Source organism: Antarcticimicrobium sediminis, from assembly GCF_004348975.1.
GTDB classification, from domain to species: Bacteria; Pseudomonadota; Alphaproteobacteria; order Rhodobacterales; family Rhodobacteraceae; genus Antarcticimicrobium; species Antarcticimicrobium sediminis.
Genome location: NZ_SMFP01000003.1, coordinates 1 through 13,517 on the forward strand (window position 1 = coordinate 1; position 13,517 = coordinate 13,517).

The following is a 13,517-nucleotide window of genomic DNA, read 5'->3' on the forward strand; positions in this document are numbered from 1 at the left end:
GGGCGCTTGAGCAATTTGAAGGCTCCGCGCCCGGCGCGCTTGCCCAGGGCGACGAACCCCGCTACCAAAATCCAACCTGCAGACTCTCGTTATGAACGAGGGACCAGCGGGGGGCAGGTCAGCCCTCGAAAATGCTGCACGATGTAGGAATGTCAGGTCTGGTGAAGCCGCAGCGCAGCATCGGCTCTACGGGTGAAAGGCAGGTCAGGGCCGTCCTTGAAGACGGCCCGCGCCCTTAGATTTCAATGGCCTCGGCGATCGCAAGTGCATCTTCAAGCTCGACGCCGAGGTATCTGACAGTGCTGTCCATCTTCGTGTGCCCCAACAAGAGCTGAACCGCACGCAGGTTGCCTGTCTTCTTGTAAATCTGCGTCACCTTTGTCCGCCGCATCGAATGCGTGCCGTAGGCGCTCGCCTCCAAGCCGATTGACGTCACCCATTCCCGCACAATCCGCGCATATTGGCGGGTTGAGATGTGAAGCCGTTGGTGAAAACGGCCGGGCCAGAGATACACAGATCCGACCATCAATGGGTCTTGCATCCATCTGTCGAGAGATGCCCGCGTGCCTTCTGATATCTCGAAGCGCACGGGCTTCTGCGTCTTGCTTTGCAGGACGGACGCCCGTTCTTTGATCTGGCCAGATGCCATGACATCTATGACCTTCATCTTGACCAGATCACAGCCGCGCAGCTTGCTGTCGACGGCCAGATTAAAGAGCGCCAGGTCGCGATGGTTCTCGGCCAGCTCAAGCCGCACCCTGATCGCCCAGACGTGTTTGGGCTTCAGAGGTCGCTTCTGACCAACGATGCGGCCCTTGTTCCAAGCGGGGCGAAGTGCGCGAATGGCAGGTAAGTTTGGTGTTTGCATGACAGATCCTCCGATCCGCCATGCCCACCCACAACGACAACCCGACGTTGACGGATCATCATATCATGAAATGCTGCTGCGCGTCTGAGGTCGGCAGTGAGCCCAATTTTCCGTTTTTCTGCGATGTGGCCAATGTCAGCTCAAGGTTTCAACAAGGGTTTGCTTGACCCAATTTGTGAACATGACAAGAAATTTCTTATCGCCGCTCTTTTGGGCCACCCGTAAAACTGATAAATCATTGGTATACTTATAAGCACTTTGGAGGCGGAACATGGAACATGTGAATTTCACCCAGATGAAAGACGGCACGAAGGAAGAATATGAGTTCCTGACGGCTCACGAGATCGACTATACTAAAGGTACTGCCGACCGGTTGTTGCATGCGCTTGAGCATCTTGATGAAGGCCTTTCAGGATATCAAATCACCCGCTTAGGGCATTCGGCGCAAGCTGCGACCCGCGCCTGGCGCGATGGGGCGGACATCGATTGGGTCGTATCTGCTCTTCTGCATGACATCGGGGATATTTTTGCACCGTACAATCATGATGAATATGCGGCGACGATCCTGAAGCCCTTCGTGCGCGAGCAATGCCGCTGGTGCGTCGAAACCCATGGTGATTTTCAGATGCTGTATTATGGGCAACATCTGGAAGGATTCGATCAGAACAAGCGTGAACGTCATCGGGGTGCGAAGTATTTCGACGACTGTGCGGAATTCTGTGACCGGTGGGACCAGACCAGTTTTGATCCAGATTATGACACGCTACCGCTCTCATTTTTTGCACCTATGGTACGAGACGTGTTCGCGCGCAAACCCTACGATCCAGAGGTCACGCAGGCGCCAGATCAACCTCTGACAGTGCCTCAAGCCGCAGCTGAACGTGGGATTGCATAGCCCCGCTTCAGGCGACGGATACAACCCTTCAAGCTGGATCTCATGCAGGTTCTGGACATGGGTCAGCAGTGCGGGACCAGACCCATCCCGAGCGGCTGTCTCCAAATAGGCTGCCGTTGGAACCGCAATCTCACAGGTCGGCTTTGTCCACCTTCCTGACCGTCACCTCTGCTCGGATGCTGCAAGATGCACGAATGGCCGGTCTCGTGAAGCTGCGCTGCGGCGTCGGCACGATCTTGGAATGGCCGTTGTGGGCCGGTCGCACCTTCTCACCCTGCACGGTGGTAGAGACTTTGCAAAGGTCGCTACCTGCGCATAGCTGCCGCGCAAGCTGATCGGCTGGCTGGAGTGCCCGATGGAAATCGTCAGATGACCGCTGTCAGCCCAGTCTGGACATTCGAGCGGCACTGGCATCAACTGGCACCGCTCGCAGGTCGGGCGGATAGTGTGCATTCGCTGCAAGTGCTCGGGGGTATGCATCGGCAAGTAGAAAGCAGCCATTCATAGACCGAAAAACCCGACATCTCATGCTTCACCCTCGACCACGGGTAGCACTGTGCAGGAAGCCACCGTTGCGAAGTCCGGGCAACCAAGCGTGCAGGAAAAACATGGCTGGCCCCAAGCGAACGGTTCGCGTCACCGCCAACGTCGGAGCAGGCCGATCCCCGCGGGATCAGTCCTGGAACTCGATCGCGGATTGGTGCCTGCGGTCGACGTTCAGCGTAAAGAGGTCGGGCCGGGAATAATGGCCGCTCACGTCGAATTTCCGCCGCGAGGCGCGCGCTTCGCCGGGGTCGATATCGACCACAAGTACCCCTTTCTCGCGGTGCATCGGTCCGGCTTCCAGCCCGCCGAAGGGTTTGTAGACCACCGCATCGCCCGGATTGATCCACTCGTCCTTGGTCGGGAACAATTCGTCATAATAGGGCGTGTCGAGCGGGATGTCGGACACCTCCAGCGCGGTCGCGCAGCCGACGACCCAGCAGCCCCCCTCGCGTGCGATATGCTGCATCGTCGCAAGCCAGGTTTCGCCACTGTCCCAGGTCGGTGCCACCAGAATATCAAGGTCTTGGGCATAAAGCGCGAACCGTGCCAGCGGCATGTAGTTTTCCCAGCAGATCAGCGCCCCGATCCGACCAACCGCGGTTTCGACGACATTCAGACCCGAGGCATCGCCAAAGCCCCAGACCATCCGCTCGGGGTTGGTCGGCATCAGCTTGCGGTGATTGTTGCGCAGCGTCCCGTCGGCGTCGATGATGGCGCAGCTGTTGAAAAGGGTGCTGCCGCTGACGCCGCTGTCAAGTTCTTGATAGCCGAGCACCAGCACGACGCCATGCTCACGCGCGGCCTCTTGCAAGGGCGCGAGGCCGCCATTGAGGCGGTCGATCGCATTGGCCTGAAGCCGGGCATAAAGCGCGTCGGTCTTGCCCATTCCCGCCCCCGGCGGCAGGCGCCAGACGAATGTGGGATAGCCGGGAAACCATGCCTCGGGAAAGACCAGAAGTTCGGCCCCGTCGCCCGCCGTACGGGCGATGAGGGCAAGTGCCCGCTGCATGGTCTTTTCAAGGTCCAGATAGACCGGAGGTTCCTGTATGATGCAGATTTTCATGGTATCCTCCTGATGCGCAGGCGTTTCATTTCGTGCCTGCGGCGATAATCAACTCGCATGGCCCGCGGAAACCGTTGGGCGTCTCATAGGCGCTCAGCGCGTCTGCAATCGCCTGCCAGGCCGCGTCCCGAGCCTCGGCATCGAGCTGGGCCAGCATCTGGTGCAAGGCGCCAAAGGAATCCCGCTCGAAACGGACGCACTCGGCGGCGCTTGGCAGCAGAACCGGTGCGTCGACGATCCGGTCTTCAACATCGCGGAACCCCGCTTGTTTCAGCGCCTCGGCAAGAACACCCGGCGCGCCCAGACTGAACGGCCCGGGTTGGCCCGGCGCGGGCGGCGGCAGCTTGGCGCGTTCGCGGATGATCGACACCGGCTTCGAAAAAAAGCCATTCTTTTCGGGCAGGCCATAGACGATGGCAGCAAAGCGCCCACCCGGCTTCAGCGCCCGCAGGATATTGGCCAGCGCCCGCTGCTGATCGGGAAAGTAGATCATTCCCACCCGAGAAATCGCCGCGTCGAAACTCTCCGGCGCGAGGTCGAGCGCTTCGCCGTCGGCCACCAGCGTGGCGAGATTGTCCAAGCCCTCGATCCGGGCGTTCTCCGCTGCAAAATCGAGGATGTTGGACGAGATGTCTGTAGCCAGCACATGACCCGTGGGCCCGACCCGGCGTGCCGCGACCAACGATTGCTGCCCGGCCCCGGCCGCAACGTCGAGCACCCGGATCCCCGGGCCGATCGCGGCCATGTCCAGCATTGTCTCAGTCGCTTGGCCCAACCAGTCGCCCAGCAATGTGCCCCAGGCGTTCCATGCCTCGGCTGCATCCTGCCACTGCTGGCGCGTTGTCAATTTGTATTGAGTTGCGTCAAATGCCATCTGTTTGTCCTCCTTGTCGGGCCTCCCTCTCGGGCCGACACGCAGCCGGTCCGCGCCCATGTATGGATCCCCTACCGCAGAAGGTTCTTTTACCGCGGGAGGTTCTTTGGCTTAGCCCTTGGGCCGACAGCCCGTCCCGATGATTTCCCGATGATTTCCCTGCGGTTTCCCTGCGGTTTTCCGTTCATTTTGCTATGCTGCTGTGAAACCGGGCGTTTGCGGGATGGCCGCGAAACGTAAAAGGTGGGCGGAACAACAGAGTGAGCGCGCAGGACAAACACTCCGCACTGGCGGAAATCGAACTCGACGATTGCGTGGTGCGGCCCGCGACCAATGAGATTCTGCGCGACGGCGAGACGTTTCACCTTGAACCTAAATCGATGGAGGTTCTGTCCTATCTGATCGCGCACAGCGGCGAGGTGGTCACGCGCGATGATCTGCACGCGCGGGTCTGGCCGGATGTCCACGTCGGGGATGATTCCCTGACCGGCGCGATCATCAAGATCCGGCGCGCCTTGGCCGACGACGCCCGCAATCCTACCTATATCGAGACGATCCCGAAACGCGGCTATCGCCTGATCGCCCCCGTCAGCACAAGCCAGCCAACCCGCGCCACAACGCGAGAGCCGAGCATGTCATCGCGGCCTCGCCGGCGCTGGCCCATCGCGGTCGCTGGCGTTCTGATCGCCGTCGTGACTGTGGCGGTCATGGTGCTCTGGCGCGTCGGCCCCGCAGAAAACGATAGCGCAGGGGCGCGCGCCCAGCCGGGCGATCGGATCGTCGTCGCTGTCGCCCCCTTCGTGAATGCAGGCCGCGACGGCGCGCAGGACTATCTGGCGCGCGGGATTTCGGAGACCATTGTAAACGATTTGGCACATATCCCCGAGCTTGCGATCAGACAGTACGACAGTGAAAAGACCAGCCGCGCCGCGCCCGATTTCGACTATGTCCTTGAAGGCAGCGTCTTGCGCAGCGGCGATACCGTCCGCATCACCGCGCGCCTCGTCGATGGGACAAGCGGGCAGGTGTTGGACTCGCTGCGCTTCGAGCGGCCCTTCGCCGACCTGCTCGCCATTGAGGACGAGATCCGCGACACCCTGCTGGACAAGCTGCGTCTTGGCATCAGCACCGCCGAGCACTCGCGCCGGGCGCATGGCTATACCGAAAACATCGCGGCCTATGATCTGTTTCTCAGGGCGCAGCGCGACTTGCTCATCCGCACCCAAGCCTCCAACCGCGCTGCGCGGAGCCTGTATCACGAGGCCATCGCCAGAGATCCGAATTTCGCCCGCGCCTATGGCGGCCTTGCGCTAACCTATGCCGCCGACTACCGCAATGGCTGGGCAGCGGAGCGCGCGGCAGCCCTTGGCGCGGCGCTGAAATATGCCGGCACCGCCCTTGAGATCGCGCCGAACCTGCCCGAGCAGCACTGGGTCGTCGGCTATGTCAAAACCCAGCAGCGCCAATATGACGATGCGCGCGCCGCCTTGCAAAAGGCGATCGACATCGACGCCGGCTTTGCCGATGCCTATGCGTTGTCCGGCGGCATCGAAACCTATCGCGGCACCCCGGTAAAGACCGTCCCGCTGCTGCGCAAGGCGCTCAGGCTCAATCCCGACGCGGGGTATCTCTATTTCCTGCTGCTGGCCCGGGCCTATTATTTCCTTGGCGACTTCGAACAGGCTCTGATCAATCTGGACGAAGCAAACACCCGCAACCCGCAAAATATCGAGGTGCATCTCTACCGCGCCGCGACACTGCTCAGGCTCAACCGGGCGGATGATGCGGCCTGGGAGACAGAAGAGGTGCGCAGCATCGAGCCCGCATTCAGGCTGGACACTTGGAGCGCCAGCTATCCCATGGCCCGAGGTAAACAGTTCGATCGTCTTCTGTCCGACCTTCGCAAGGCGGGGTTTTCGTGAGGCGATAGCCTCGGCTGGCTTCCCTACCAGCCGGCATGAACGCCCCCATGTTCCAAGGATGCAAACGCATGCCGCGTTAGGACTGCCGCCGGTCAAACGGGGGGCCTGAGCCCTGACCGACTGGAGTGCTGGGGCCATAATGTCATAGAAGGATCACTGAGTGCCAGCATATAGCAGGCTGGGCGAGACAGGGAAAATCCACGATGACGGACCAGCTTGGGGCAACCGGGACACAAGACAGACAAGGATCGCCCAGTGAGGTTTTTTGGGCCTTCCTCAAGCTGGGATTGACCAGTTTCGGTGGGCCGGTTGCGCATTTGGGTTATTTTCGCAACGAGCTGGTGACCCGACGGCGCTGGCTGTCGGATCAATCCTATGCCGACCTTGTGGCGCTGTGCCAATTCCTCCCCGGCCCCGCCTCGTCGCAAGTGGGGTTTGCCTTGGGCATGATGCGGGCGGGCTGGATGGGCGCGCTTGCGGCCTTTGTCGCATTCACCTTGCCTTCTGCCCTGATCTTGTTGGCGTTCGCGTTCACCGCAGCTTCAATGTCCGGACCTGTCGGATCCGGGGCGCTTCACGGGCTGAAGATCGTGGCTGTAGCCATCGTCGCCCAAGCGGTCTGGGGCATGGCGCGCACCCTTTGCCCGGATCGCGAGCGCGCTGGAATCGCCGTTCTGGCGGTCACGCTTCTGGCCTTCCTGCCGGCTGCGGTCGGCATGGCCGGTGCTATCGTTCTGGGCGCAGCCATCGGTCTGGTGTTGGGGCGGGGAACGGCCAATCCCGTCGGCGGCCATGTAGCAATGCCAGTGACGCGAACCCAGGGGGGCATCGCCCTGGCGGTTTTCGCGGTGCTGCTGGTGGGGCTGCCCCTGCTCGCGGGGGTTTCCAACGGGCTGGATGTGGTAGACAGCTTCTTTCATGCAGGCGCGCTGGTGTTCGGTGGCGGTCATGTTGTGCTCCCCTTGCTGCAAGCAGAAGTCGTTGATCCGGGCTGGGTCACGGCGGATCAGTTCCTGACAGGCTATGGGGCGGCGCAGGCGGTGCCGGGGCCGCTTTTTACCTTCGCCGCTTATTTGGGGGCGGTGCTTGGCCCAGAGCCGAACGGCGTTCTCGGCGCGACCCTGGCTCTTCTGGCCCTGTTTTTGCCCGGTTTTCTGCTGCTGATCGGGGCCTTGCCCTTCTGGGACCAGTTCCGCGCCCTGCGCAGTGCTCAATCCGCCATGCAGGGGGCGAATGCCGCCGTGGTCGGCATTCTGGGGGCGGCGCTATATGCGCCGGTCTTCACCAGCGCGATCCTGGATATGCGCGACTTCACGATAGCCCTGTTCTGTTTCGTTGCCTTGATCGCGTGGAAGGCCCCGCCATGGCTGGTCGTGCTCATCGCGGCCGTCGGGGGCATCGGGATTGAGCTTCTGGGGTGAGCACAATCTATGCGAGCATCTCGCGTTGCCAGGGCATCGACTTTGCGAGGCCAAGTGAACAGCTTTTGCAAAGGCCGCGAATGGCTATTTGGCCCCACCTGGCTGTCATTTAGACGGCGCAAATGCTGCGCGATGCACAAACGACCGGTTCGACGAAGCCGCACTGCGGCGCGGACCTCCGTTGCGAACGCCCGGTTAGGGCCGGTCGCTACGGCTCCGGTGGTCCGGGCGGATTGCAGATGGGGTGCATCGCAGCATCTTGACCATTCGATCAAGGCCCAGTTTGGGCCGGAAGCCGCAAAGCAGTGTTTTCGTGAAGGAGCGTAGCGCCACTGTAGACGTCGTGCGCGAGGTCGGGAAAACGCCGTCCGCAGCAGGACTGTCCCGTCGCTTCCGTGGTCAATATTTGCACCGCCTTTCTCACCTTCCACTGTTTCCACAACAAGAATCGCGGTCTTTGCCGGAAGGCCGTTCATCCCATGGGTTCGTTTCCGAAGTCCCCAAGATCACCTCTTTCAAAGGTCATTGGTGCGGGGATCGGCTCGATTATGGCCGAAATGAGGCAAAATTAAGAACATCGGTTGATGCCTGTCCTGCTGGCCCCGATCCTTGCTTTCTGATGTTGGTCACTGGATGGGGAGACGAACGATGGACGGGCCTACGATTGCCTCGATTCAGCTGGGATTGAGCGCCTATGAAGCGGCGAAGGGAAACCGGATTCGACCGAGGTCGCGGCATTCCTCCGGTTCCCCGGCGCTGCAACCGATGAAGATCTCGGTCCCCTCCAGCATGTCGGGGAAAAGCACGAAGGAACTGAAGGTGAGCATCCTGAAATCGCTTCAGAACCAGTCGAATTCGGGCACGGTCAGAATTCGCGATGTCGCAACCGCTTTGGATGATGTGCTTCGCAAGTGATCCACCGGTGCCCGTTTGCCGTATGGTATCCTCCAGCGTGCGCGGTTTCGAAAAAACCGGGGGGCGCAAGACGTCGTCGCTGGACTTCCAAGGGCCGGTGACTCCCGGCTGAGCAAGCTCATCGCCGGGCACGAGGCCCTTGCCACTACGTTGCACGATGCCATCGAAACCGCCGGGAAAGCCGGTGACGAGGTCAGCGCGGGCATGCTGATCGATCGGCTGGAATGGCACGAGAAGGAACTCTGGATGATGAAGGCTAGCCGAAGCTGAGACAGGGAACAGCGCAACCGGCGTGGGCGACATCACCCCGCTGGGCCGCAACTGCCGAGACAGGAGACCTGTCCGCATTCGAGCGTTCTGGCCCATGCAAGCACTGCCCGGGACTCAAAACGCTTGATCAGCAAGAAACGCTTGATCAGCAAGCCAAATCAGGAGATCTTAGCGTCAAACGGCATGCCACTTGGGGAATGTCGGCTTAAGTTTTCTCGGGTGTCACGACGCACCTGTTTTCAACGTTTGGTTTTTTAAATGGCAATAAAATCGGTTATCAAGTTCATGACTCTGCCCGAGTCCCTGTCCGCAAATCTCTGGTTTCATTTTACAAACGGCAGGCTCCTGTTCGATGAAGAGGCTTGGGCGGAGGCGCTGCCGTCCGGCCGCAAGGGCAAGGCTGTCGACCTGACCACCACCTATACCGAGGAGGCCTGGGGACGCCCGGATTTCAGCATGGAGGTCGGGCTAAAGCTCAAGGGCAACTTCAGCAAGAGCGACGGCGCCTGGGTCGGGACCGTGAAGAACGCAATCTTCCAGATCGACGGCGAAACCGCCGGGGTGATCAAGATCAACTCCGGCGTCGATCTCGCCCGGATGGTGAATGTCGGGCCCTCGGGGCTGATCTGGAACGAACTGACCCAGACCGGGTTGCGCGGCAAGCTGACCAAGGCGGCGGACAATCTGAACGGTTCGGTCGGTGATGACACCCTGAACGGGCTTGCCGGCGACGACAGGATCATCGGGGGGCTGGGCAACGACAGGTTGATCGGCGGGGCCGGGAATGACCACCTGGACGGTTTTTCCGGCGACGACAGGCTGGTCGGTGGGGCCGGCGACGACATTCTGTACGGGCGGGACGGATCGGACCGTGTGCTCGGCCAAGGTGGTAAAGACGTTTTTTTCGGCGACGCGAACGGTTCGAATGTATGGACCGGAGGCAAGGGGGCGGACCTGTTTCAGCCCGGAGCCTGGTTCGGTGCGGAAAGCGTTTCGACCACCGTTACCGACTTCAACAAGCGGCAGGGTGACAAGATCGACCTGAGCAACGATTCGTTCTTGCTGTTCTACTTCGCCGAGGTGGATGAGATCCGCTACATCGGCAAGAAGGACTTCTCCGGAACCGACGGCCGGTTCGAGATCCGCATGGAAAACGGATATGTCGAGATTGACCAGAACGGCGATGGCCGGGCTGACCGGGGGATCCATCTGGAGGGACTGGGAAATTTTGCCCCGAGCGATACCAGTTGGATCCTGCTGCCTGACGGTTTCGAGTTCGGCTGATCCACAACGAATGAACGCGACAACGCCCCCTTCGGGGGGGCGCTCTTTCAGTGGATTTGCGTCGTCAAGACACCCAGTTCGATGTTCTGCGGCAGTTTGGTCACGACCTGCGCGCCAGCCACGTCCTTGATCGCATAGCCATATCCGGCCAGCCGGAATTTCCATTCCCGCGCGCTGACCGCCATGGCGCGTTCGCGCACCAGCAGATCCAGAACCGGGGTCTCAACGGGTTGACGGAAAATAACATGGGCCATCTTAAAGTCCTCCTGCACTCGTAACATTGTTTGCAGAATGGAAACTGACCGTTGATGACGGCTCAATTGGATCTGAAATGTGGAGTTTTCGGGGTGTTATGGAGCAAGTTTCATGCACATAGCTTTCGAACACCTTTGCCATAATGATGCTTTACAAATTTCACGGCTCTTGGTCATCAGCACGATCGTCAACTACCTGCGCATTGCCGCTCTAGGTACCGGGCGCAGCGTGTCGGTAGGCGCGGGTCACTTGCGAGCGGCTGCTTTGAGGGAAATGATGCTCTCGCTTTGCACGCGCAGCACCGTGTGGCTGCGCCCGGTATGCACGCAAGAGGGCAAGCAAGTCACCTCGACCTCCTTCTCTAAGAAGCCGGCCTCCAAATGCATAAACGGCGGGCTACATGCGCCCGCCGTCCTGACTACTTAGGTCATGCATATCGGTTGCTGAAATAGGCCTTCAACGCCTGAAGTTTTGCCTTGACAGCCTTTGCGCAGGCTTATGCTTTCGTTTGCGCATTCATCTGCTTTCTCTGACTCTGGTAGTCAGAACACTCACCCGCACTTGGAATAGCCACAGCTGGCGCAGGTGAGGCAGCCTTCGATCATGCGCACTTCGTATTGACCGCAGGACGGGCAGGCCTTGCCGCGTGGGGCGGGGGCGTCCAGTTTGACCACTTGCGCTTGCGGGTCGGTTTTCAGGCCCATCCCCTCGCCTTCGATGAAACCGATCGAGATCATGTGGCGTTCGATCACGCCGCCGATGGCGGCCAGGATCGAGGGAATGTATTTTCCCTGCACCCAGGCGCCGCCGCGCGGGTCGAACACGGCCTTGAGTTCTTCAACCACAAAACTCACGTCGCCGCCGCGCCGGAATACGGCGCTGATCATCCGGGTCAGCGCCAGTGTCCAAGCGTAATGCTCCATGTTCTTGGAGTTGATGAACACCTCGAACGGGCGGCGGTGGCCGTTGATGATGATATCGTTGATGGTCAGATAGATGGCATGTTCGCTGTCGGGCCATTTCAGCTTGTAGGTATTGCCCTCCAGCGCCTGCGGCCGGTCCAGCGGTTCGGACATATAGACGACGTCCCCATGGGGCATTTGGGGTTCGGCGTCGGACTGTGCGACAACGTCGGGGGCAGACGGCTTCTGCAGGAAGTCGTCAACAGACATGCCGAAGACTCCGGCAATTGCCACGGCATTTTCCGCGCTTGTAGACGCCTTCACCCTCGAAGTCAGCTTCTTGAGAACGTCCTGAGACACTCCCGCCGCCCTTGCAACTTCAGCGACCTTTTTGCCCGTTTCTTCGATCCGCCATTTCAGTGCCTCACCAAAACTATCGAATTTGGAACTCTTCTCCTCCGACACGCTCAACACCGACCCGGTCACATCGTTGGGCCGATAGGTGGTGCAGCCTTTGCAGCCCGTCTCATAGGCCTGCATATAGACATCCTTGAACGCGTCAAAGTCGATGTCTTCGGGGCAGTTGATGGTCTTTGAGATCGAGCTGTCGATCCATTTCTGCGCCGCCGCCTGCATCCGCACGTGATCCAGCGGGGCCAGCGTCTGGGCGTTGACAAAGAACTCCGGCAACTCGGCCTCGCCGAACTTGTCGCGCCACATCTGCACGGCGTAATCGATCACCTCTTCTTCGGTGCGCGAGCCGTCCTTTTGCAGCACCTTGCGGGTATAGCTATAGGCAAAGACCGGCTCGATCCCGCTGGAGACATTGCCAGCATACAGGCTGATCGTGCCGGTGGGCGCGATCGAGGTCAGCAGGGCGTTGCGGATTCCGTGCTCGGCAATCGCCGCGCGCACGTCTTCATCCATCTGCAGCAACGCGCCAGAGGCAAGGTATTTCTCGGCGTCGAACAGCGGAAAGGCACCTTTCTCCTTGGCCAGTTCGACCGAAGCCAGATAGGACGCCCGCGCGATCGCGTGCAGCCAATCCTCGGTCTGTGTGGCGGCCTCCTCGCTGCCATAGCGCAGCCCCAGCATCAGCAGGGCATCGGCCAACCCGGTCACACCCAGACCGATGCGCCGCTTGGCGCGGGCCTCGTCCGCCTGTTCCGGAAGCGGAAATTTCGAGGCATCGACCACATTGTCCATCATCCGCACGGCGGTCGCGACCAGCTCCGACAGCGCCGCCTGATCCAGCGCCGCCTCCGGCCCGAACGGATCGCTCACCAACCGGGCCAGGTTGATCGAGCCCAACAGGCAGGCGCCATAGGGCGGCAGGGGCTGTTCACCGCAGGGGTTGGTGGCCGCGATCTGCTCGCAATAGGCCAGATTGTTCATCTGGTTGATGCGGTCGATAAAGATCACGCCCGGCTCGGCGTAATCATAGGTGGCGCGCATGATCTTGTTCCACAGATCGCGCGCCTGCACCGTGTGATAGACCTTGTCGCCGAATTTCAGTTCCCAAGGACCATCGGCCTTGATCGCCTCCATGAAGGGATCCGTGACCAGAACCGACATGTTGAAATTGCGCAGCCGCGCCGGATCGGACTTGGCCGAGATGAACTGTTCCACGTCCGGGTGATCGCAACGCATCGTCGCCATCATCGCCCCCCGGCGCGACCCGGCGGACATGATGGTGCGGCACATCGCATCCCAGACATCCATGAACGACAGCGGACCCGAGGCATCGGCAGCCACCCCGGCAACAGCGGCGCCACGGGGCCGGATGGTCGAGAAATCATAGCCGATTCCCCCGCCCTGCTGCATGGTCAGCGCGGCCTCTTTCAGCATGTCGAAAATGCCGCCCATGGTGTCGGGCACCGTGCCCATGACAAAGCAGTTGAACAGCGTCACCTCGCGCGCGGTTCCGGCGCCTGCGGTGATGCGCCCGGCGGGCAGGTATTTGAAATCCTCAAGCGCTGAAAAGAAGCGATCTTCCCACTGTTCCGGGTCTTTTTCGACCTTCGCCAGATCGCGGGCGATACGCCGCCATGTGTCTTCGACCGTCTGGTCAATCGGCGCGCCGTCAGCGGATTTGAAGCGGTACTTCATATCCCAGATCTGCTCGGCAATGGGGGCGGCGAAACGGGTCATATTGGCGATCCTTGGCAGAGGATTTGTCTTTCGAATGGACATCCTAGATACACCACAAACTTGGTCGACCACAACAAGCCTCAGCCTCTGAATCTCGACAAATCGGTGTCAATCACCACAAGAGTTTGCAGTCCCCTCCGCAAGCCCTACA

11 protein-coding genes are annotated in these 13,517 nt (G+C 60.5%); 6 read left to right on the top strand and 5 right to left on the bottom strand.

Features of this window, described 5'->3' with window-relative positions; genetic code table 11:
* Positions 1-235 precede the first annotated feature (235 nt).
* Complete coding sequence (locus E1B25_RS05560; protein WP_132827751.1) at positions 236-868, bottom strand: tyrosine-type recombinase/integrase; 633 nt, start codon at positions 866-868, stop codon at positions 236-238.
* A gap of 271 nt (positions 869-1,139) precedes the next feature.
* Between E1B25_RS05560 and E1B25_RS05565 the strand changes: the two genes are divergently transcribed.
* A complete protein-coding gene (locus tag E1B25_RS05565) occupies positions 1,140-1,763 on the top strand; it encodes an HD domain-containing protein (RefSeq protein WP_132827752.1) in 624 nt (207 codons plus the stop codon).
* A 673-nt stretch (positions 1,764-2,436) separates the two neighbouring features.
* On the opposite strand, the gene E1B25_RS05570 is transcribed toward E1B25_RS05565, so the two are convergent.
* On the bottom strand, positions 2,437-3,372 hold the full coding sequence (locus tag E1B25_RS05570) for a carbon-nitrogen hydrolase family protein (protein ID WP_132827754.1): 936 nt from the start codon (positions 3,370-3,372) through the stop codon (positions 2,437-2,439).
* A gap of 25 nt (positions 3,373-3,397) precedes the next feature.
* Positions 3,398-4,126 (bottom strand): class I SAM-dependent methyltransferase, encoded by a 729-nt coding sequence (locus tag E1B25_RS05575; RefSeq protein ID WP_206338508.1) that lies wholly within the window; start codon positions 4,124-4,126, stop codon positions 3,398-3,400.
* Between the two features lie 380 nt (positions 4,127-4,506).
* On the opposite strand from E1B25_RS05575, the gene E1B25_RS05580 reads away from it, so the two are divergent.
* The 5 genes from E1B25_RS05580 (at position 4,507) to E1B25_RS05600 (ending at position 10,058) form a co-directional block, all read left to right on the top strand.
* Positions 4,507-6,168, top strand: a complete 1,662-nt coding sequence (locus E1B25_RS05580) for a winged helix-turn-helix domain-containing tetratricopeptide repeat protein (protein WP_132827756.1) — start codon at positions 4,507-4,509, stop codon at positions 6,166-6,168.
* Between the two features lie 203 nt (positions 6,169-6,371).
* Positions 6,372-7,589 (top strand): chromate efflux transporter, encoded by a 1,218-nt coding sequence (gene chrA, locus E1B25_RS05585; protein ID WP_132827758.1) that lies wholly within the window; start codon positions 6,372-6,374, stop codon positions 7,587-7,589.
* Positions 7,590-8,273: 684 nt separating this feature from the next.
* Positions 8,274-8,504, top strand: coding sequence for a hypothetical protein (locus tag E1B25_RS05590; protein WP_132827759.1), 231 nt, complete (start codon positions 8,274-8,276; stop codon positions 8,502-8,504).
* 15 nt (positions 8,505-8,519) lie between these two features.
* On the top strand, positions 8,520-8,774 hold the full coding sequence (locus tag E1B25_RS22735) for a ferritin-like domain-containing protein (RefSeq protein WP_132827760.1): 255 nt from the start codon (positions 8,520-8,522) through the stop codon (positions 8,772-8,774).
* Between the two features lie 285 nt (positions 8,775-9,059).
* Complete coding sequence (locus E1B25_RS05600; protein WP_165937558.1) at positions 9,060-10,058, top strand: calcium-binding protein; 999 nt, start codon at positions 9,060-9,062, stop codon at positions 10,056-10,058.
* Between the two features lie 47 nt (positions 10,059-10,105).
* Here the strand turns inward: E1B25_RS05600 and E1B25_RS05605 are convergent, their stop codons facing one another.
* Together E1B25_RS05605 and E1B25_RS05610 are read right to left on the bottom strand one after the other, a co-directional pair.
* Positions 10,106-10,312, bottom strand: a complete 207-nt coding sequence (locus tag E1B25_RS05605; protein WP_132827763.1) for a hypothetical protein — start codon at positions 10,310-10,312, stop codon at positions 10,106-10,108.
* A 552-nt stretch (positions 10,313-10,864) separates the two neighbouring features.
* A complete protein-coding gene (locus E1B25_RS05610) occupies positions 10,865-13,366 on the bottom strand; it encodes an adenosylcobalamin-dependent ribonucleoside-diphosphate reductase (RefSeq protein ID WP_132827765.1) in 2,502 nt (833 codons plus the stop codon).
* Between the last annotated feature and the right edge of the window lie 151 nt (positions 13,367-13,517).

Excerpts from the sequence above, each read along its gene's own strand:
- E1B25_RS05600 (WP_165937558.1), top strand. The coding sequence starts at position 9,060 with ATGACTCTGCCCGAGTCCCTGTCCGCAAATCTCTGGTTTCATTTTACA.
- chrA (WP_132827758.1), top strand. The coding sequence starts at position 6,372 with ATGACGGACCAGCTTGGGGCAACCGGGACACAAGACAGACAAGGATCG.
- E1B25_RS05565 (WP_132827752.1), top strand. The coding sequence starts at position 1,140 with ATGGAACATGTGAATTTCACCCAGATGAAAGACGGCACGAAGGAAGAA.
- E1B25_RS05570 (WP_132827754.1), bottom strand. The coding sequence starts at position 3,372 with ATGAAAATCTGCATCATACAGGAACCTCCGGTCTATCTGGACCTTGAA.
- E1B25_RS05605 (WP_132827763.1), bottom strand. The coding sequence starts at position 10,312 with ATGGCCCATGTTATTTTCCGTCAACCCGTTGAGACCCCGGTTCTGGAT.
- E1B25_RS05560 (WP_132827751.1), bottom strand. The coding sequence starts at position 868 with ATGCAAACACCAAACTTACCTGCCATTCGCGCACTTCGCCCCGCTTGG.
- E1B25_RS05575 (WP_206338508.1), bottom strand. The coding sequence starts at position 4,126 with ATGCTGGACATGGCCGCGATCGGCCCGGGGATCCGGGTGCTCGACGTT.
- E1B25_RS05610 (WP_132827765.1), bottom strand. The coding sequence starts at position 13,366 with ATGACCCGTTTCGCCGCCCCCATTGCCGAGCAGATCTGGGATATGAAG.